The 19,622-nt window shown below is 71.1% G+C and carries 20 protein-coding genes; 12 read left to right on the top strand and 8 right to left on the bottom strand.

Annotation, left to right across the window (positions count from 1 at the left end; translation table 11 throughout):
• Nucleotides 1–75 precede the first annotated feature (75 nt).
• The gene (locus ABT352_RS24380; RefSeq protein ID WP_350947217.1) at nt 76–1,188 is read right to left on the bottom strand and encodes a winged helix DNA-binding domain-containing protein; all 1,113 of its coding nucleotides are present in this window, start codon (nt 1,186–1,188) and stop codon (nt 76–78) included.
• Between the two features lie 126 nt (nt 1,189–1,314).
• Nucleotides 1,315–2,112, bottom strand: coding sequence for a GNAT family N-acetyltransferase (locus ABT352_RS24375; RefSeq protein WP_350947216.1), 798 nt, complete (start codon nt 2,110–2,112; stop codon nt 1,315–1,317).
• 129 nt (nt 2,113–2,241) lie between these two features.
• Here ABT352_RS24375 and ABT352_RS24370 point away from each other — a divergent pair, with 129 nt between their 5' ends.
• The 4 genes from ABT352_RS24370 (at nt 2,242) to ABT352_RS24355 (ending at nt 6,807) form a co-directional block, all read left to right on the top strand.
• Complete coding sequence (locus ABT352_RS24370) at nt 2,242–3,216, top strand: tyrosine-type recombinase/integrase (RefSeq protein WP_350947215.1); 975 nt, start codon at nt 2,242–2,244, stop codon at nt 3,214–3,216.
• A gap of 269 nt (nt 3,217–3,485) precedes the next feature.
• Nucleotides 3,486–3,959 (top strand): hypothetical protein, encoded by a 474-nt coding sequence (locus ABT352_RS24365; RefSeq protein WP_350947214.1) that lies wholly within the window; start codon nt 3,486–3,488, stop codon nt 3,957–3,959.
• A 492-nt stretch (nt 3,960–4,451) separates the two neighbouring features.
• Nucleotides 4,452–5,102 carry a lysophospholipid acyltransferase family protein gene (locus ABT352_RS24360; protein ID WP_350947213.1) on the top strand — a complete coding sequence of 217 codons (651 nt, stop codon included), beginning with the start codon at nt 4,452–4,454 and terminating at the stop codon, nt 5,100–5,102.
• A gap of 46 nt (nt 5,103–5,148) precedes the next feature.
• Entirely contained in the window at nt 5,149–6,807 is a 1,659-nt protein-coding gene (locus ABT352_RS24355; protein WP_350947212.1) for a penicillin-binding transpeptidase domain-containing protein, read from the top strand.
• 247 nt (nt 6,808–7,054) lie between these two features.
• On the opposite strand, the gene ABT352_RS24350 is transcribed toward ABT352_RS24355, so the two are convergent.
• Nucleotides 7,055–7,342 (bottom strand): DUF3040 domain-containing protein, encoded by a 288-nt coding sequence (locus ABT352_RS24350; RefSeq protein ID WP_350947211.1) that lies wholly within the window; start codon nt 7,340–7,342, stop codon nt 7,055–7,057.
• Nucleotides 7,343–7,778: 436 nt separating this feature from the next.
• A complete protein-coding gene (gene tuf / locus ABT352_RS24345) occupies nt 7,779–8,951 on the bottom strand; it encodes an elongation factor Tu (RefSeq protein ID WP_350947210.1) in 1,173 nt (390 codons plus the stop codon).
• 442 nt (nt 8,952–9,393) lie between these two features.
• Between tuf and ABT352_RS24340 the strand changes: the two genes are divergently transcribed.
• Together ABT352_RS24340 and ABT352_RS24335 are read left to right on the top strand one after the other, a co-directional pair.
• Nucleotides 9,394–9,576, top strand: coding sequence for a hypothetical protein (locus ABT352_RS24340; protein WP_350947209.1), 183 nt, complete (start codon nt 9,394–9,396; stop codon nt 9,574–9,576).
• Nucleotides 9,577–9,814: 238 nt separating this feature from the next.
• The gene (locus tag ABT352_RS24335) at nt 9,815–10,105 is read left to right on the top strand and encodes a DUF1905 domain-containing protein (RefSeq protein ID WP_350947208.1); all 291 of its coding nucleotides are present in this window, start codon (nt 9,815–9,817) and stop codon (nt 10,103–10,105) included.
• A 169-nt stretch (nt 10,106–10,274) separates the two neighbouring features.
• Here the strand turns inward: ABT352_RS24335 and ABT352_RS24330 are convergent, their stop codons facing one another.
• Entirely contained in the window at nt 10,275–11,447 is a 1,173-nt protein-coding gene (locus tag ABT352_RS24330; protein WP_350947207.1) for a sigma-70 family RNA polymerase sigma factor, read from the bottom strand.
• 83 nt (nt 11,448–11,530) lie between these two features.
• On the opposite strand from ABT352_RS24330, the gene ABT352_RS24325 reads away from it, so the two are divergent.
• Nucleotides 11,531–12,367 (top strand): alpha/beta fold hydrolase, encoded by an 837-nt coding sequence (locus tag ABT352_RS24325; protein WP_350947206.1) that lies wholly within the window; start codon nt 11,531–11,533, stop codon nt 12,365–12,367.
• A gap of 98 nt (nt 12,368–12,465) precedes the next feature.
• On the opposite strand, the gene ABT352_RS24320 is transcribed toward ABT352_RS24325, so the two are convergent.
• Nucleotides 12,466–12,861, bottom strand: coding sequence for a VOC family protein (locus tag ABT352_RS24320; protein WP_350947205.1), 396 nt, complete (start codon nt 12,859–12,861; stop codon nt 12,466–12,468).
• 274 nt (nt 12,862–13,135) lie between these two features.
• The gene (locus tag ABT352_RS24315) at nt 13,136–14,095 is read right to left on the bottom strand and encodes a helix-turn-helix transcriptional regulator (protein ID WP_350947204.1); all 960 of its coding nucleotides are present in this window, start codon (nt 14,093–14,095) and stop codon (nt 13,136–13,138) included.
• An 83-nt stretch (nt 14,096–14,178) separates the two neighbouring features.
• Here ABT352_RS24315 and ABT352_RS24310 point away from each other — a divergent pair, with 83 nt between their 5' ends.
• From ABT352_RS24310 to ABT352_RS24290, 5 genes are all read left to right on the top strand, one after another.
• Nucleotides 14,179–14,925 carry an alpha/beta fold hydrolase gene (locus ABT352_RS24310; protein WP_350947203.1) on the top strand — a complete coding sequence of 249 codons (747 nt, stop codon included), beginning with the start codon at nt 14,179–14,181 and terminating at the stop codon, nt 14,923–14,925.
• A 206-nt stretch (nt 14,926–15,131) separates the two neighbouring features.
• Nucleotides 15,132–16,073, top strand: a complete 942-nt coding sequence (locus tag ABT352_RS24305; RefSeq protein WP_350947202.1) for an ABC transporter ATP-binding protein — start codon at nt 15,132–15,134, stop codon at nt 16,071–16,073.
• Nucleotides 16,073–16,798, top strand: a complete 726-nt coding sequence (locus tag ABT352_RS24300; protein WP_350947201.1) for an ABC transporter permease — start codon at nt 16,073–16,075, stop codon at nt 16,796–16,798. Before ABT352_RS24305 ends, ABT352_RS24300 begins: the two co-directional genes overlap by 1 nt.
• Before the next feature lie 22 nt (nt 16,799–16,820).
• Complete coding sequence (locus ABT352_RS24295; RefSeq protein ID WP_350947200.1) at nt 16,821–17,993, top strand: sensor histidine kinase; 1,173 nt, start codon at nt 16,821–16,823, stop codon at nt 17,991–17,993.
• Nucleotides 17,990–18,595, top strand: coding sequence for a response regulator (locus ABT352_RS24290; protein WP_350947199.1), 606 nt, complete (start codon nt 17,990–17,992; stop codon nt 18,593–18,595). The genes ABT352_RS24295 and ABT352_RS24290 overlap by 4 nt, the downstream gene beginning before the upstream one ends.
• Nucleotides 18,596–18,690: 95 nt before the next feature.
• Here the strand turns inward: ABT352_RS24290 and ABT352_RS24285 are convergent, their stop codons facing one another.
• The gene (locus ABT352_RS24285; RefSeq protein ID WP_350947198.1) at nt 18,691–19,566 is read right to left on the bottom strand and encodes an SGNH/GDSL hydrolase family protein; all 876 of its coding nucleotides are present in this window, start codon (nt 19,564–19,566) and stop codon (nt 18,691–18,693) included.
• Nucleotides 19,567–19,622 lie beyond the last annotated feature (56 nt).

Below are 19,622 nucleotides of genomic sequence, written 5' to 3'. Positions count from 1 at the left end.
CGGAAACCCGCACACCCGGACCTCCACCTCGCGGAGGCGACGCCTCCCGCTCCGGCCGTCGCGGGAACGACGGGCTCAGGCTTCGAGGAGGCGGATGTCGCGGGACGTCGCCTCAGGGGCGACGAAGTCGAGCATGCGCGCCCCCTCCACCTCCAGATCCGCCCGCTCCCGCTCGCTCACCGGTGCGAAGAGCTCGACCTCCATGATCGCCTCGCCCCGTTTTCGCGTCACCTTCCACATGCCCCGTACGAAACCGTCGACCAGCACCGTCGCCTTGATGATGCCGTTGACGGTGAAGATCCGCCCGCGGTACTCCTCCTCCGCGATCCGGGTCCTGGTCCGCTGGGCGAACGACAGCAGCGTGTTGTCGAACTCCGACAGGTAACGCACCGGGGCGGGAGTTTCGGGGTCCGGGCGCGACGCCTCCGGCAGGTCGAACACCTCCGCGCCGTCCTCGGTCGTGAAGGTCCGCAGGCCCATTCCCCGGACGATCTCCCCCAGCCGGGTCATGCCCGACCACTGCTGGACGTCCATCACCGTGGCGGGACCGTAGGCGGCGAGGTAACGGCGGATCGCCTCCTCCGCGGAGACACGGCTGGGCCGCTCGTCCTGGGAACGGCCCAGCCACGCCTCGGCGGTGGTGTGGGCGGCCTGCCCGCCCACCCCCCAGATCCCCCTCGGCGGGACCTGGACCAGAGCCAGTGTGTTGCGCACCCCGGCGACCAGGTCGGAGGCGGGAGCCTCCGGCCACCGCTCCCGCAGGAGCGCGCCGAGCTCGCGGAAGGTGAGGGGGCGCTCCTCCACCAGCTTCCTCCCCGCGGCGGCGAGCTCGTCCAGGTCCACCTCCGCCAGGCCCCTGCCGTGCGCGGGACCGCGCAGGCCCCGCGCCAACATGGGGCCGAGCAGCGGGCGCAACGCCAGGCAGTCGTCGGCGGTGACCAGGTGGATGGTGGAACGCATCAGCGACAGCCGCACCACCAGGCGCTCGTTGATCAGCCGGGCGAGATCGTCGTGGGCGAACCCCGACAGGCGGGTCCACAACCCGATGTAGGGAGGATTCGGCGCCTGGGCCTGCATGCCGTACAGATGCCGGACCGCCTCCAGTGCGGACAGCTCCGCACGGGCCAGCAGCAACTGCCGCTCCAGCGTGGCCCGGTTGAGCGCGCGCCGGCTGAGCACCTCGGGCATGCGTGTCCTCTCGTGACGCGTCACGATGTCGCGGCCCCGGGGTCCGGCGACCCGTGGCGACCCGTGATGTCCGTTCGCGGATCCGCGCCAGGATATCGCCGGCATCCGACAAAACATCCCGGGTGATCAGAGGGTCGGCGGCACCCACACGTACGGCGTCGTCGTCGTGATCGCCTCCAGGCCCAGCCTGGCGAGGATCGGGCAGCTGTCGCCGGAGGCGTCCACCTGCACCAGACGGAAGCCCCGCGCCACCGCCAGCTCCGCCCGGTACGACACCATCGCCCGGTAAACGCCCCTGCCCCGCCACTCCTTCAGGGTCGAGCCGCCCCAGAGCGAGGCGAAGTCGGTGCCCTCGTGAAAGCGCGCCCACGCCGCGCACACCACCTGTCCGTCCGCCTCGGCGACCACCACCGCGCACGGATCCCCGGGCCCGGCGAGGTCGCGCTCCAGCATGCCGGGCAGCCAGCCGTGGTCCGCGTCCCAGACCGTCTCCTCCAGCTCGCGGATGCGCTCCAGGTCGTCCCGCCCCGTCACCTCGCGCAGCCGTATCCCCGCGGGCGCCGCCTTGGTGTCGGCCAGCTCACCGGCCTCGCCGACGAACACCGTCTCCCGTTCCCCCGGCTCGAACCCGGCCGCCGCGAGCCGCTCGGGCAGGTCCGCGGGCAGGTCGTAGCCGTGGTACTTCCACTCGACCTCGCGTCCGACCCGGGTGAAGAAGTCCCGCTGCCTCGCGATGAAGGCGTCCAGTTCGGCGCCCGCCAGACCACCCAGGTCCCGATATGTCAGGAAACCCTGGCCGTGACCGTTCGACACGGTCCTCAGCAGCGGCCCGATCCGCTCGGCAGTGCGACCCGGCATCGGCCTGGCCCGCAGCTGCTCGTCGTACGCCCTGAGATAGGCGGAAGCCCGTGATGAAATGTTCATTGCGAACAGCCAACCACACACTCATCGCCCTCGACATGCCCATGGGCCTGGACACGGTCTGCGGGTTCCTGTTTCATCTCGACTCCTTTACAGCGTAGATTCCGACAGGCGGCCGCTAGGATCCGCATGGTGAGCGTGCCAGCCGTCCCCGCCTCGCCCGGCCCGTCCATCGAGCCCGCGCGAGATCCCTATCGGGTGTATCTCGACTCCCTGACCAGCGCGGAGTCCCGCCGCACCATGCGCGGCTGCCTCGACAGGCTCGCCGCGCTCGTCTCCGGCGACGAGGTCTCCTCGGGCGCCGGTCAGCCCTGGCACCTGCTGCGCTACGAGCACACCGTGCGCATCCGCGCCCTGATGACCGAGCGCGGCTGGTCTCCGTCGTACGTCAACAAGCACCTGGTCGCGCTGCGCAGGGTGCTGCGCGAGGCCTGGCGGCTCGGCCTGATGACCGCCGAGGAATACCAGCGCGCCGCCGACCTGCCGACCGTCGAGCACACCCGCCTGCCCGCGGGCCGGCACGTGCCGCCCGAGGTGGTGGGCGCCGCGCTCGCCGCGTGCGACCGCGACGACTCACCGGCGGGGGTCCGCGACGCCGCCCTGCTCGCGGCGCTCTACTCCACCGGTTGCCGCCGCGCCGAGATCGCCGGGCTCGCGCTCACCGACTACGACCCCGGGTCGCGCTCGCTGCGGGTGCGCGGCAAGCGCGACAAGGAGCGGCTGGTCTACCTGACCACGGAGGCCCTCGCCAGGATGGAACGCTGGCTCGCGGTGCGAGGCCGCCCCGCCGGCGCCCTGTTCTGCCCCATCAGCAGGCTCGGGCGACTGCGGACCAGGAACGGCGGGCCCGCCCCCATGACGGGGCAGGCCGTCGCCGACATCCTGGCCAGGCGCCTGGCCGAGGCGGGGGCCTCGGCGCGCACCCCGCACGACTTCCGGCGCACCTTCATCGGCGAGTTGCTCGACGCCGGGGTGGACCTGGCCACCGCGCAGGCTCTCGTCGGCCACTCCTCCCCCGCCACCACCGCGCGCTACGACCGCCGCCCGGAACGGCGTCGCCGCGAGGCCGTCGACAGGATCACCCTTCCCGCGCCCAAGCCTCTCTGACCACCGGCGAAGGTCCGCCTCCGGAGAACGGCCCCCCTCGTCCGGCCCTCGGCCACGGACCGGGCGAAAGCCGGTCCGCACCGGTTCTCGCCCGGTCGAAGGCCCGTCGAAGACCGGTCCGCGTCCGTCCGGGGGCCGGCACGGCCGCCGCCGGCACCCCCTCTCACGGCACCGTGGCCGAGATCTGATCCCGACACGTTTCACCGGGCGCGCCGTAACTGTCGGTGGCGACCCCTACTATGAGCCACCTCAAGGAGGGATAGCCGCTCATGGTGGACGCACTGCGGGTTTCGCTGCTGGTCACGACCGATCTGCCGCCCGATACCGACCTGAAGGAGTTCGGGCGCCTGCTGGCTGATTCCGTGCTCACGCTCCAGCGGGACGAGGCGACATATCCCGCGCTCCTGCGTGGCGGGGTGTTCTGGCTGGACCGGCCGCTGCCGCCGTCCGACGACGGGCTCCCCCACGCGGCGGCCGAGGAGTTGCGGTTCGCGGCGCTGCTGGGCCATCTGTCGGTGGCGCGCCCACCGGGTTCGGCGAGGGAGACGGTCGCCGACGCGGGCCGGGCGATCACCGCGGCCGTCGCCGCCCGGTACGGCGACCTGGGCAGCCCGCCCGCCGTGATGGCGATCCGCAGCGAGGACGTGCGTGAGCGGACCCCCCGTTCGGCCATCCTCGTGGGATCGGAGACGGCCGTGGCTCCCTTGCCCGAGGCGGTGCCGTCCCTGAGCGCCCCCGCCTGAGCGGAGTGCCCGGCAGGCCGTCCGGCCGGGAAAGTATCACCCCGCTCAGGAAGAGCCTCGAGGAGCTTTGACCTGCGGATCTTCGAGGCCCGCGGCCGCGTGGGACACGCCGGTGGCCTCAAAGCGGAATAACCAGCGGCAGACGTCGGTTAGAGTGATCGTGCCGATGTGGTTTGTGTCCCCCGGGCCGCAAATTACCGCCTTCACGGAATACCGTTCGGCTGGAGCCGTGTTGTGCCTCTCGCCGAGGAGGCGACCGCCACATCGGCACCAAACGTCACGCCCCGCGGGCCCCTCCGGCCCGCGGGGCGTTTCTTTTCCCGCCTGCTCCCTTCGCGCCTGGTGAGCGGTTTCGTCGGACTCGTCACGGAAAGGCACGACGGTGTTGGAGGAGGGCTACAAACCTGTGAGCTCCGCTTGTGTGGGTGCGTACAACCGTTGACCGTCGGGCCACCGCCTAGTGTTGGGTAACCCGTCCCATGAGGAGAGCCCGTGCTCTATCGCCTGACCAAGATCGTCAGCGCTCCGATGCTGCACCTGCTCTGGCCGACCACGGTCACCGGACACGAGCACGTCCCCGTCTCGGGTCCGGCCATCATGGCCTCCAACCATCTGTCGATCCTCGACTCGACCTTCCTGCCGCTGGTGCTCAAGCGCCAGGTGCGCTTCGTCGCCAAGGCCGAGTACTTCACCGGCAATCCCGTCACCGCCATGTGGATGCGCGCCACCGGCCAGATCAGCATCGACCGGCAGAGCCCCACCTCGGCCCAGGACATGCTGGACGCGGCGGCGGAGGTGCTCAGGAAGGGTGAGCTGTTCGGCATCTATCCGGAGGGCACCCGCTCCCCCGACGGACGCCTCTACCGGGGCAAGGTCGGCGTCGCCTGGCTGGCCCTGGCCACCGGCGCGCCGGTGGTCCCGGTGGCGATGGAGGGCACCGGGGAGGTTCTGCCGATCGGAGCGGCCAGACCCAGGCTGGGCCGGGTGAAGGTACGCATCGGCAAGCCGATGACCTTCAGCGGCTCGGAGACGAGCGCGCGTGACCGGCGCAGGGTGACCGACGAGATCATGTTCGCGATCCAGGAGCTTTCCGGCCAAGAGTACGCGGCAAGCTACGCACCCAGCCGTTCACAGACCAAATGATCTTTTATGGGTATATGTCGCGTTAGCGCACGCTAGGCTGCGGCCCTTGGGCGAAAAGATCTGGGGGGATCAGGTGGCACGGGGCAGAACGATCGCGATCACGTCGGCAGCCGTCGTCCTGGTGGCGGGGGCCGCGGGGGGCGGCGCCTGGTGGTACCTGCACACCAGGGGAACCCCCCAGGAGACCGCGGAGCGGTTCGTCGGCGCCTGGCAGCGCGGCGACCTGGCGGGCATGCGCGCCGAGCTGGGAGCGCCGGACCCGGCGTTCCCCGCGGTGTACGAGAACATGCGCAAGGCCCTGGCGGTGCAGAGCACCGCGGTGCGGCTCGACGGGGTACGCGAGACCGGGGACGGCACGGGACAGGCCGCATACACCGCCACCCTGAAGCTCAAGGACATCGGCGAGTGGAGTTACTCCGGCAGCGTCGACCTCGCGGTCGTCGACCGGCACTGGCGGGTCAGGTGGTCGCCCAAGGCCGTCCACCCCGACCTGACCGCGAACACCGCCTTCGCGCTGAAGACGAAGTGGCCGGAGCGAGCCGCGATCACCTCGGCGAACGGCGGGCGCATCGACGGCTCCGACGCGGGCGGCTCGGTGCAGCAGATCGTCGGCTACCTGGAGAAGGCCACCGCGAAGAGCGTCGCGAAGCTGGGCGTGCCCTACAAGGTGGGCGACGCGGTCGGCGCGAGCGGACTGCAGCACACCTTCCAGAAGCGCCTGGCCGGCACCCCGGACACCGAGATCGAACTCGTCGGCCCGGACAAGAAGACGGTCAAGGCGCTCGACACGATCAAGGGCGAGGCGGGCGAGGATCTGGAGACCAGCCTGGACACGCGGGTCCAGCGGGCCGCCGTCGAAGCGGTCCGCGACCTGAAGAAGACCGCCGCGCTGGTCGCGATCAGACCCTCCTCCGGCGAGATCCTCGCGGTGGTGAACAACGTGGGCGGCTTCAACCGTGCCCTGGACGGCAACTACCCTCCCGGCTCGACGTTCAAGGCGGTCACCGCCGTGGGACTGCTGGCCGAGGGAATGAGCCCTCGCGACCGGGTCACCTGCCCCAAGGACGTCACGGTCGGCGGTCTGCCGATCCGCAACTCCAACCACGCCGCCTACGGTTCGGTGTCGCTGTCCGACTCCTTCGCCTACTCCTGCAACACCACCATCGCCCCGCTGACCAAGGAGCGGCTGAGCGCCGACAAGTTGCTGAGCACCGCGGAGCTGTTCGGTTTCAACAAGCCGCTCAACATCGGCGTCGCGGCCGCCAAGGGCAGCTTTCCCAAGGCCGAGAGCGACGCCGAACTGGCCGCGGAGTCGTTCGGCCAGGGCCGGATCACCGCCAGCCCGCTGATGATGGCCTCGGTCGCCGCCGCGCTCGCCGACGGCACCTGGCGTCCGCCGACCCTGGTCCCCTCGATCAAGCAGGAAGTGCAGCCGCAGGCCCTTCCCGAGGAGGTCATGCCGAGCATGCATCAGATGATGTCCGCGGTCGTCACCAAGGGCACCGCCAAGGACGCGGGCCTGCCCCGGGGCACCCGGGGAAAGACCGGGACCGCCGAGTACGGCGAGCGGGGCGACCTGAAGACGCATGCCTGGTTCATGGGTTTCCGCGGCGAGGTCGCCTTCGCGGTGATCGTCGAGGAGGGCTCGGGCGGCGGCGCGGTCGCCGCCCCGGTGGCCGCCGACTTCCTGCGCGCTCTCGGCTGATCTCGCGCGAGCCGTCCGTTGCCGGACCTCCGGCCGCACCCCGCCCGGCAGCGCCGCCGATCCGGCCGTTCGCGCCTACCCGCCGGAGCCGTACTCCGCCTTCGCGAACCCGCCGCTTGAGCACACGCCGCGACCGGCCGCCGACCGGGCCTACGCGCCGCCCGCCGTCTTCGCTCCGAACGCCCGGAGTGCTCCGAGCGTTCGGGCGATCGCGACATCGACCGGCGGACGAAGGTGGCGACCACCATCACAACGGGAGCGCCGCGACCGCCTCGTGACGTAGCACCATGATGAGAAGCGTGGCGATCAGTGTCGCGATCAGCAGCCAGCTGAACATGATGATCACCGTCGAGCGGCGGAGACGCCAGGAGGACCGCCTCCGCCCTTTCCTCGCGCCACGCCTGCGGCCGCCGCCCTCCTTGCGCTGGACGCGCTCGTTGAACGACTCCAGCCGCGCGGCGAGTCGTGGATCCTCGTCGATGAGGTGCCGCTCGATCTGCAGCAGCATGCGCTCCTCGTCTTGTGACCAGGCCATGCATCACCTCCCCGGAACGCAAGCCGTGTGCGGACGTTCTGCCCAATCGTGAAGATCATTATCCTTTCCGAGAGCTTCGATTTACCCGTTCTTTTCGTGGACGCAATCTGAGCACGCGATCATGCCCTCTCACGGGGGCGATACGGCGCCCGCAGAGGTGTCGGGCGATTCCCAGCCTTCTCCGCGATCTCGACATTCCACCGCCCTGACCTTCTCCTTCGCATCACCCGGCGGGCCGCTTGACGCCGCGTCCACGTCCCCGGCGGCGAGGATGGTGCGCCGGTGAGCGAGAGCGCTTGGCCGGGCCTCCCACCGACCTCGCGAGAAGGGTGGCGATCTTCGTGCCGGATCGTCACGCGGTGCGGGGACATCACCGGCACGGCCCGCGTCGAACGGCCGCCCGACGCGGGCCGTGCCGGATCGCGCCGAGCCCGGTTCAGTCGAGCGGGGCCGTCACCGTTCCCGCGCCGACCGTCTTGCCGCCCTCACGGATCGCGAAGCCGAGACCGGCCTCCAGCGCCACCGGCCTGCCGAGCTCCACGGTCACCTCGACCGTCTCACCGGGCAGCGCGAGGCCGGCGTCCCCCAGGTCCATCCGGCCCGGTACGTCGGTCGTCCGCAGGTAGAACTGCGGCCGGTAACCCGTCGCCACGGCGCCACTGCGCCCGCCCTCCTGCCCGGTCAGGAGGTAGACGCGGGCGGTGAAGGCGCGGTGGGCGCTCTGGGAGCCGGGTGCGGCCAGCACCTGACCGCGCCGTACCTGCTCGCGCCGGACCCCGCGCAGCAGAAGCGCGGCGTTGTCACCGGCCTCGCCCCGCTCCATGGTCTTGCCGAAGGTCTCGACCCCGGTGACGACGGCGGTGAAACCCTCGCCGAGCCCGACGGCCTGGACGCTGTCGCCGACCTTGACCGTTCCGCGCTCGATCGCCCCGGTGACGACCGTGCCCCGCCCGGTGACGGTGAGCACGTTCTCCACCGGGAGCAGGAACGGGGCGTCGGTGTAGCGGACCGGCAGCGGGACGTGGTCGTCGACCGCCTGGAGCAGTGCCTCGACCGACGCCGTCCACTCCGGGTCTCCCTCCAGTGCCCGCAGCCCGGAGACCCTGACGACGGGCACGTCCAGGTAGCCGTGCTCGGCGAGCAGGTCCCGCAGCTCCAGCTCGACGAGGTCGGCCAGCTCCGGGTCGGCCCCGTCGGACTTGTTGAGCGCGACCACGACGTGCTCGACACCCACCCGCCGCGCGAGCAGCACGTGCTCGCGGGTCTGCGGCATGATTCCGTCCAGCGCGGACACCACCAGGATCGCCCCGTCGAGCTGCGCCGCTCCCGTGATCATGTTCTTCACGTAGTCGGCGTGGCCCGGCATGTCCACGTGCGCGTAGTGCCGCGTGGCCGTCTCGTACTCGACGTGGGAGATGTTGATCGTGATGCCCCGCGTCGCCTCCTCGGGAGCGCGGTCGATCCGGTCGAACGGCACGTACCTCGCGCCGCCCCGCTCGCTGAGCACCTTGGTGATGGCCGCGGTGAGCGTGGTCTTGCCGTGGTCGACGTGTCCCATCGTGCCGATGTTGAGGTGCGGCTTGTTCCGCACGTAGGCCTGCTTGGCCATGACTGTTCTTTCCCTTGATGCTCGCCTGTGGTGGCGACCCGTGCTCGGCCGACCCCTCCCCGCCGGGTCACCCGGGACTCACGGGAAGGGGTCAGCGCTCCGCGCCGTCGAGCCGCGGTGCGGCGGACATCGGGGCACGCTCCGGCGCGCCCGCGGTGGCGGGCGTCGCGAGGGTGGCGTGCCGGAACATGCGTTCATGGTCGGGTACGGCCGGATGGGACCGCAACCGGATTTCCGGCCCGGTGCGCGGCGAGCGGGCACGGCGGCCGGAGCACGGGACTTCGACATACGACCCGGCATCCCGCGGGCCCCACCACGACATCCGGACACGCTCCGTGTCCGGTGGGACACCGAACGTGGATGATTGATGCCGGTAAAGGGTATTAAACCGCCTTGAATGCCTAATCGAAGGCATCGTCCATCAAGCACAACGGGGGAAACGATGACGGACGCCAAGGAAGCCAAGGATTCCAGGAACAAGGCCGCGAAGAGCTCGGGGAAGAGCAAGAAGGCCACGATCAAGGCGACACGAGCGGCGAAGGAGGCGAGGAAACACTCCGGGCAGCCCGAGGTCAGGGTGCCGGAGGCGGAGCCCGCCCACCCGGGTGGGCGGTCGGTCCAGTAGCCGAGGGCGTGAGACCGTGATCGGGTGTCGGGGGTTCCACCCCGACACCCGATCACGGTTTGGCGCGATGTCCGCCGACGGTCCGCGGACGATTCTCGCCCATGAGCGACGATTCCATCCCGTCGCGGGAGTCACCTCTTCCACCGGCGCCAAAACCTCCGGCCCGGTGGCGACACCTCATCGGCAGACGGCTTTCCCGATGACTTCCGGTGACTCAAGACGACGTCAGGAGACGAAGATGTCCGCGCAGAAGCCCGCACAACCGCTCGACCACGCCTTCACCGCGCCCATCGAGAAGGACGGAGCCTTCGCCACCTTCGTGACCGTGCCGGACTCCGCCCAACTCCTCGGCACGAGGCGGGCTGTGAAGGTCGGCGGGACGATCGACGGCCACCCGTTCACCGCCACCCTCATGCCGTCGGGCGACGGTCCGCACTGGCTTCCCATCAGGGCCGCGCTGTGCAAGCTCATCGGCAAGGACCAGGCCGGCGCCGAGGTGACGTTCCACCTCGACCGGCGGTTCAGCTGACCCCGGGCGGAGCGGCGGACCCCGTGCCGCCCTGAGATGAGGTGCCCGAGTCCTGGTCGCGAGTCCGGGCCGGCCTCCCGTGACGCGCCGACTGATCGGCCGATGCCGCGGTGCCGACGGGCGTGCGTCGTCCCGGCGGGGGGGACCGGCTCCTCGGCCTGCTCCGGGCTCAGGGCAGTGACGCGGGCAGCCCGAAGGCGGCGAAGTGGCCGGGGTCGACGAACGAGGTGATGTCGGCGATCCGATCGCCGCGCAGAGTGAACACGTTGATCGACCAGGCGAGGTGCGCGGCGGCGCCCTCGTCCCAGAGGTAGCAGCCCACTCCCGGCTGGCCGTTCGCGCCGACCGGGAGGTGCCGCCAGCTTCCGCACGTCGTCAGCGGGACCCGTACGGCGAAGTCGGTGACCGCCTCCAGACCGCGGTACCAGTGCGCCATCGGCGGCATCGACCAGGTGACGTCCTCGGTCAGCAGCGCGACCAGGGCGTCGGTGTCGCCGCGTTCCAGCGCGGAGGAGTAGTCGGCGACGATCTCCCGTACGCGGGCGTCGCCGATCTTCCGCAATGTCGGCTGCTGCGTGCGGGGGAAGACCTTGTCCGCGACGACCCTGCGCGCTCGCGCCAGGGCGCTGTTCACCGACGTGGTGGTGGTGTCCATCGTGAGGGCGATCTCCGCGGCGGAGAAGCCGAGGACCTCGAACAGCAGCAGTGCCGCCCGCTGGTTGCCCGGCAGGTGCTGCAGGGCCGCGACGAAGGCGAGCTCGACGGCTTCGCGCTGCTCGTAGCGGGTGTCCGGGCCCACGGGGGCGTCGGTGAGACCGGCGTCGGGGTAGGGGCTCAGCCAGGCGACGTCGGTCAGCGGGGGGTCGCCGAGCACGGCGCGGTCGCTGGCGGGGCCGAGGTCGACGGGCAGTGCCCGCCTGCCCCGGGCGCCGACGATGTCCAGGCAGGTGCGGGTGGCCACGGTGTAGAGCCACGAGCGCAGCGAGCTTCGGCCCTCGAAGCGAGCGAGTCCCCGCCAGGCACGCAGCAGGGCGTCCTGCAGGGCGTCGTCGGCGTCGTGGGTGGAGCCGAGCATGCGGTAGCAGTGGGCGTGCAGTTCGCGGCGCAACGGCTCCACGAGACGGGTGAACGCCGCGTCGTCCCCGGCACGCGCCCGGACCAGGTCGGTGTCCCCGTCGATGTCCCCGTCGGTGTCCCCGTCGGTGTCCCCGCCGCGAGCCGGATCGCTGCCCCCGTCGCGGCTCGGGGCGAGGTCCTCGTCCCGGGCACGCGTCCGCGCCGGATCGGCCTCCCCGGCACCCTCCACCGTCATGTCCGCGAACCGCGAAGAAATTTCCCTCACGAGCGACGATTCTGCCCCACGCTCGGAGTCTTCACTTCGACCGAGCACCACAGCACCGTTCCAGACTGTTCCAGGAGATCGCGATGAGCCGCACCACCGTCACCACCGGGTCCCTCAAGGTCCCCGGCGCCACACTCCACTACGAGGTGCGGGGGCAGGGCCCTCTCGTGGCGCTCGTCGGCGCCCCGATGCACGCCGATCACTTCGCGCCGCTGGCCGGCCTGCTCGCCACCGACCACACCGTGCTCACCACCGACCCGCGTGGCGTCAACCGAAGCTCCCTCGACACCCCCGGCCAGGACTCGACCCCGCAACTGCGCGCCGACGACCTCTCCCTGCTCCTCGCCCACCTCGACGCCGGCCCTGCCGCGGTCTTCGGCTCCAGCGGCGGCGCCGTCACCGCGCTGGCGCTCGCCGTCACCCATCCCGAGCGGGTGCGTACCGTGATCGCGCACGAGCCCCCGCTGAACCGTCTGCTCGACAACCCCGACGAGCGCGACGCGGCGGTCGAGGACATCATCGCCACCTACGTCTCCGGCGACGTCGCGGGTGCCTGGACCAAGTTCATGATCAATGCGAACATCCCGCTGCCCGACTTCGAGGAGTCCGCCGACGGCCCCGCGCAGGCTCCGGCCGAGCCCGATCCGCAGCAGGCGGCGGACGAGCGCTTCTGGTTCCTGCACGAGATGCGCGGAACCACCCGCTGGCAGCCCGACATCGCCGCACTGCGGGCCGGGTCGCCCCGCATCGTGGTCGGCATCGGGAAGGAGTCGGCAGGCCAGCTCTGCGACCACGCGTCGACAGCGCTCGCCTCCGCGCTCGGCACGGAGCCGACGTACTTCCCCGGTGGCCACATCGCCTTCCTCGACGACCCCGAGGGATTCGTCCCCCGGCTGCGCGAGGTCCTGCGGGGCGACTGAACGACGATCGAACGACGACGGCCGTGAACACGCGTGGCCACGTACATCGCATGCGACGGATCCCACCGACGGGGGCGGGATCCGTCACGGCGAGAAGATCAGGCGAGGTTCAGCTGCCAGGAGACGCCGAAGCGGTCGTTGGTCCAGCCGAAGCGCTTGCTGAAGCCGTAGGAACCGAGCGGCATCAGCGGTTCGCCGTTCTCCGACAGCGCCGCGTACAGGCGCTCGATCTCCGCGTCCGACTCGCACTGCACGTACAGCGAGACCGACGGGGTGAAGCCGAAGGCGTGCTCCACGTTGCTGTCGATGGCCATGTACTGCCCGCCCGCCATCGTGAACGTGGCGTGCATCACGCTGCCCTCCGCGCCGGGACCCTCGGGGCCGTAACGGAGGAGGTTGAGAATCTCGGCGTCGTCGAAGAGCGACGTGTAGAACGTCATCGCTTCCTCGGCCGCGCCCTGGAACATCAGGAAAGTGGTGATCTTCTGCGACATCGGGGCTCCCATCAGAGGGGGAATGGATGAGAATGTCCGCCGTTACGGGAACGTCCCGCTCGACGACGGCTTCGATGCCGGACCCGGCGGCCAGGAACATCGAACACGTACTCGGCAAATATTTCAGGCTCTGCTTATATAAGTCAAACTCGATACACTGGAGTGTCGGCCACGCCCACCGCGCGACAGAGCAAGCGCCCATCGAAACCGGATTACATTCAACAAAAAGGAACCCTTGCTCCTCATCGCTCGACGACTTCGTCCCCGGGTCGCTTCAGGGCGGGGAGGCGTCGGCGGAGGCGACGAGGCGGGCGGCCAATGCCCTGACCTCGTCGCGCAGCTCGGCGGGGGCGATCACGGTGAACGGTCGGCCGAAGCCGGCGAGCATCCGCGCCATCCCGTCCAGCCGCTCGGCCCTGGTGGACAGTAAGATCCCGCCGGAGGTCTCGGCCAACGTCGCCGTGGCGGCGGGGATCCACGCGGCGGCCACCGTAAGGGTGGTCTCCAGCAGCACTTCGACCTCGTGCCGGTACGGCACCGCCGACAGCGATCCGACCACGTGGGCCACCGGGTCGAAGCCGTCGGGAACCTGGAAGCCCCGCTCGGTACACGCGGCGCCCGCCACCCGATCCACCCGGAACGTCCTGATCTCCCCGCTGCCGTGGTCAAGCCCGGCGACGTACCATCGGCCGGAGTGGAAGACGATGCCGTACGGGTCCAGATCGCGCTCGGAGGCGTCACCGCGCCAGGAACGGTAGGCCAGCCGGACGGTGACCCGGCGCCGGGCGGCGCCGGCGAGGGCGAGCAGCGGTCCCGCCCTCGGAGCGCTCACCCTCGGCTCCGCGTTCCCGGTGTGCCCCAGCGTCTCCGACACCGCCTCGACGCGCTCGCGCAGCGGGCGCGGGAGCACCCTCTGGATCTTGGCCAGCGCGCTCTCGGTCGCGGCCTCCCCCACCGCCAGCCCGGTCAGCCGCCCGGCCAGCAGCCCCAGCACCACGGCCGTGGCCTCGTCGTCGGTGAGCATGAGCGGCGGGAGCTTGTAGCCGGGCAGTAGCCGGTAGCCGCCGTACCGGCCCCGCTCGGCCTGGACCGGCACCCCGAGCTCCGACAGTCTCACCGCGTAGCGGCGGACCGTGCGCTCGTCCACCTCCAGCCGTGCGGCGAGGTCGGAGCCGGTCAGGCCGGGGGTGGCCTGCAGCAACTCCAGCAACGCGAGCACCCGGGCTGCGGTCATCCGTAAATCCCCCTCGAAAATCAGGACGGATACTGTCCGGATTCGATCCTAGGGTGAAACCAGGCGAACAGAGGAGAGACACTATGAGCACCTACGTCCTGGTCCCCGGTTTCTGGCTCGGCGCGTGGGCCTGGGAGAAGGTCACCGGGCCGCTGCGCGAGGCCGGACACGACGTCCACCCGGTCACGCTCACCGGCCTGGGTGACAGGGTTCACCTGGCGGGCCCCGAGGTCGACCTGGAGACCCACATCCAGGACATCGTCAACACCGTCGTCTTCGCGGATCTGACCGAGGTGATCCTCGTCGCCCACAGCGGGGCCGGCGCCCCGGTCACCGGTGCGGCCGACCGGATTCCCGAGCGCGTCGCCCGGATCGTCTACGTCGACAGCGGACCGATGGCGGACGGGATGTCCCAGCTGGACCTCCAGGAGCCCGAGTGGCGGGCGTTCGTCGAGAGGCGGGTCACCGAGCGGGGCGAGGGAGTGCACTACCCGTTCCCCTCCTGGGAGGAGCACGAGCGTGCCGGCGCCGGCCTGGAAGGACTCGGTCAGGCCGAGCGCGAGTGGCTCGCCGCCCGCGCGACCCCGCAGCCGTACGGGACCATGACCCAGCCCCTGATGCTCAAGGGGGGCGCGGACGAGTTGCCCAAGACGCTTGTCACGTGCTCGTTCCCGCTGGAGCAGGTGCACACCATGATCGCCTCCGGTCATCCCTTCTTCGCCGCGCTCGCCGGGCCCGAGTGGAGCTTCGTCGCGGTGCCGACCGGTCACTGGCCGATGGTCTCCAGGCCGCGGGAGACCGCCGCCGCGCTGGCCGCGCCGGCGGGCTGAGAGGGGACAGGCTCCGGCGGAGAACCTCGGAGAGCACGGCGCCAGGGCCACCGCGATGCCCTGGCGGACCGGCCGGGCCCCGGCGAGCCCGGGAGGGCCGGACATCCCGGAGTTCTCGGAAGGGCGGAGCACCGGGACATTTGTCATGACTGGCTGTGGATCGATGGATCTGCCTCGAACAACGCACGCTCCGTAGCGTCGTCCACATGACAGACGACACGAATGACGCGAATGACACGGTGTCACTCAAGGACGTGACCAAACGCTTCGGGGCGGTACGCGCCGTGGACGGTCTCAGCCTCGGCATCCCCGCCGGGCGCACCGTCGCCCTCCTCGGTCCCAACGGCGCGGGAAAGTCGACCACGATCGCGCTGCTGCTCGGGTTGCTGACCCCCGACTCCGGGACGGTGCGCGTCCTCGGGGGCACCCCCGAGGACGCGGTCCGGAGCGGGCGGCTGGCGGCGATGCCCCAGGAGGGCGGCCTCGTCTCCCGGACCACGGTCCGCGAGCTGGTCGGATTCGTCTCGGGGACCTATCGGGCGCCGCTCCCCCTGCGGGAGGTGCTGTCGATCGCCGGGCTGGAAGGGCTCGCCGATCGCAGGCTGGAGCGGTTGTCTGGCGGCCAGGCACAGCGGGTCCGCTTCGCGCTCGCGCTGGCCGGAGACCCCGAGCTGATCCTGCTCGACGAGCCGACCGCGGCGCTGGACGTACGGGCCAGGCGGGAGTTCTGGGAGAGCATGCGCGCCTTCACCGCGCGCGGCAGGACGATCCTGTTCTCCACCCACTACCTGGAGGAGGCCGACGAGTACGCCGACCGGATCGTGGTGGTCGACAAAGGCCGGATCGTGGCCGACGGCACCAGCGGGGAGATCAAGCGGCTGGTCGCGCTGTCCACGGTCAGCGTCACCGCCGGCGAGGACGGCGTCTTCCTGGAACGCCTGCCCGGGGTCGTCTCCGTCGAGATCCGAGGGGAGCGGGCCCACCTGCGTACCCGCGACGCCGACGCCACCGTCGTGGCACTGGCGGCGGCGGGAGGCGTACGAGACCTCGAGGTCGTCCCCGCCGCGCTCGAGGACGCCTTCCTCGCACTGACAGGACAGGCGGGCCAGACGGAGCGGGCAACGGAAGCGTCGGAGGTGCAGGTCTGATGTTCGGCTACATCCGCCTGGAGGTCACCAGAATCCTCCGCGACCCCGGATACGTGATCATGGGTTTCGCGATGCCCGTGACGATGTACCTCGTCTTCACCAACCTCGGCGTGGCGGGCGACGACCGCGTCTGGGCCGCCCTCTACATGATGGTCAACATGGCCGCCTTCGGGGCGATCGGCTCGGCCTTCAACAACGGCGCCGGCATCGCCGAGGACAGGACCGCAGGCTGGCTGCGGCAGCTGCGGACCACTCCCCTCGCCCCGGTACGGGTGGTCGCGGGCAAGGCCGCGACCGGCGTGCTCATGGTGCTGCCCGCGATCACCGGGGCGTGCCTGTCGGCGGCGCTGCTCAACGGGGTACGGCTGGAGGTCTGGCAGTGGATCTCGATCGTGCTCCTGCTCTGGGTGGGTTCCCTGCCCTTCACGCTGCTCGGCATGGCCCTCGGCTACCTGTTCAGCGGCCAGACCGCCGCCGTGTTCACCATCGCGGCCAACATGACGATGGCGATCGTCGGAGGGCTGTGGCTGCCCACCGAGGGCTTCCCCTCCTGGCTGAGGGTCGTCGCGCAGTGGACGCCGAGCTTCGGCTACGCCGACCTGCCGCGCAAGGTCGCCTTCGGCGAGACGCCCGGGGCCGGCACGGCGCTGATCCTGACCGGCTGGCTGGTCGTCTTCGGAATCCTGGCGGTGTACGGCTACCGCCGGGCAGGGCGCGTGCGATGAGCCGCGTGATAGGAGTGACCCGATGAGCGGGAAGGCGGAGCGGCCCCGGGAGGTGCGGGTGAAGGGGCCACAGGCTGCGGAGGTGACGGGCGGGAAAAAGGCCAGGAAGGGGCGGGAGAAGATGGCGGGGAGGGAGGGTTCACAAAGAAGGGGAGGTGGACCTGGAGAGTTCGCCTTCTACCCGTGGCTGATGCTCGCCTACCCCCCGATCAGTGACCTCGCGGCGGGCCACGTGCGGCCGACGGTGCCGGCCGCGCTGGGCGTCGCCGTCTTCGCCGTCCTGTACGTGCTGTGCGTCCGGCTGGCCTTCCACAACGGGCGGCGCGCGGCGACCGTGGCGCTGGCCGGGCTGCTCACGGTGGCCTTCCTGCTGCTGGCGGGCTTCGCGCACAACTGGTTCTACCTCGCGCCGCTGATGACCATCGCCTGCGGGGTCGTACTGCGCGGCCGATCCGTCTACGTCATCCTCACCGCGCTCACACTCGCACTGGTGGCGGTGATGTGGCGCGCGGGTGCGAGCTGGCAGAGCATCTCCCTGGCCAGCTGGGGGACGACCACCGGCGGCCTCGTGGTCAGTGTCGTCCTGAAGCTGTTCTCCGTGATCGCCGAACTCCAGGAGACCCGCGAGGAGCTGGCCCGGGTCGCGGTGGCCGAGGAGCGGCTGCGCTTCTCCCGCGACCTGCACGACCTGCTCGGGCACACCCTGTCGGTGATGGTGGTCAAGGCGGAGGCCGTACGACGGCTCGCCCCCCGCGACGCCGAGGCCGCGGCGCGGCAGGCGGCCGACATCGAGGCCGTCGGCAGGGAGGCGCTCACCGAGGTGAGGGCCGCGGTCACCGGCTATCGGGGCCGAGGGCTGGAGGCGGAGCTGGCCTCGGCGCGCACGGCTCTGGCCGACGCGGGTATCACCGCCACCGTCACCGTCACCGGGGAACGGCGGGCACCGGAGGCCGACGCCCTGCTGGGCTGGGCCGTGCGGGAAGGGGTGACCAACGTGGTCCGCCACAGCGCCGCGGGCACCTGTGAGATCCTCCTGGAGGGAACGACGCTGGAGATCCGTGACGACGGCCGGGGACGCGGCGGGAGCCCGGCGGGCAACGGCCTGCGCGGCCTGACCGAGCGGGTCGTCGCACTCGGCGGGACGCTGGAGACCCATGACCGCGACGGCTTCCTGCTGAGGGTGACGCTGCCATGATCAAAGTGCTGCTCGCCGAGGACCAGGGCATGATGCGCAGCGCGCTCGCCCTGCTTCTCGACCTGGAGGACGACATCGAGGTGGTCGCCACGGTCACCAGGGGCGACGAGGTCGTGCCGGTCGCGCTCACCGTGCGACCCGACGTCGCCCTGCTGGACATCGAGATGCCGGGGGCGAGTGGCCTGGAGGCCGCGGCCGGGCTGCGGGACGGGTTGCCGGGCTGCAAAGTGCTGATCCTGACCACCTTCGGCAGGCCGGGCTACCTGCGGCGGGCGATGGAGGCGGGCGCCGCAGGGTTCATGGTCAAGGACGGTCCCGTCGAGGATCTCGCCGCGGCGATCCGCCGGGTCCTGGCCGGCGAGAAGGTGATCGACCCCGTACTGGCCGCCGCCGCGCTGAGCACCGGTACCAGCCCGCTCACCGATCGCGAACGGGACGTGCTCGCCGCGGCGGCCGACGGCGCGGCGATCTCCGACATCTCACGGCGGCTGCACCTGTCGGAGAGCACCGTGCGCAACTACCTGTCCGCCGCGATCGGCAAGACCGGCACCCGCAACCGCATCGAGGCCGCCCGCACCGCCCGGCACAACGGCTGGCTCTAGACCACCCGCCTCACCTCCCCCGAAACGGACCGGCCACGAGGGAGACCCGGCGCCGTGCGCAACGGAGGCGCGCACGGCGCCGGAGGGTGCCCAGATCAAAGAACGGGGGCCGGGGCCGGGACGGGCCCGGTGTCGCCCGCTGTGTCGTCCTCGGTGAGCCAGTCGCGCATCATCGCGTAGGTCTTCTCCGCGATCAGCTTCTGGCCCGCGGCGTTGGGGTGGAAGAAGTCCCACTTGCTCAGGTGTCCGGTCGTGAAGCGCTGCCTGAAGACCTCGTTGCCGTCGAACCTGCAGGCGGGGCCGTACGCCGCGCAGACCCTGGCGAGCGCGGCGTTGTAGTCGGCCACCCTGGCGCGCACGCGGTCACGGCGCGCCTGGTCGGCCACCGAGGTCGAGGTGGGCCGCGCCAGCATGGTGGGGCAGATCCGGCCCACCGCCCAGAACCCGCGCGCAACCGGGTTCTTCCTGCCGATCTGCCACAGCCGCTTGAGGTCGGGGATGCTCGCCACGAACACCCGGCCGCCGGGCCGCCCGGCACGGAACAGCGCCAGGGCCTCGGCCACCCGCCTCTCGTAGACGGCCACGGGGGTCATCAGCCGTTCGGCGGACACGCAGGCGTCCTGGGCGCCGATCAGCACCGTCACGTAGTCGGCACGCCGGCTGACCGCCCGGGCCACCTGCCCGGCGAGGTCGGCGCTGGTGGAACCGGGGACGGCGAGGTTCACTTTGCTCCCGGCGACCACGTCCGCGGCCCGCAGCCTCACGTACTGACTCTGGACGCTCGGATGGTCACCGGTGGACCAGGAGCGTGAGGCGCAGGTGAGATACCAGCCGCAGGCGTTGAACCCCGCGCTGATGGAGTCGCCGAGCGCGGCCATGACCACCGGCCGCCAGGGCTCCGCCGTCCGGGTGGCTCCGGCCGGGGGCGCCCAGGCGGTCATGAGGGCGGCCAGCCCTGTGAGTGCTGTCACAGTCGTGCGAAGCATGACACCTCCGCTGAGAGATCGCGTCTGCTTCGGATGTATCA

The organism is Streptosporangium sp. NPDC000563 (assembly GCF_040299985.1).
Classification (GTDB): domain Bacteria; phylum Actinomycetota; class Actinomycetes; order Streptosporangiales; family Streptosporangiaceae; genus Streptosporangium.
Note: the sequence above shows the minus strand (reverse complement) of the source record. Positions and strands in the feature narration are given on the sequence as shown.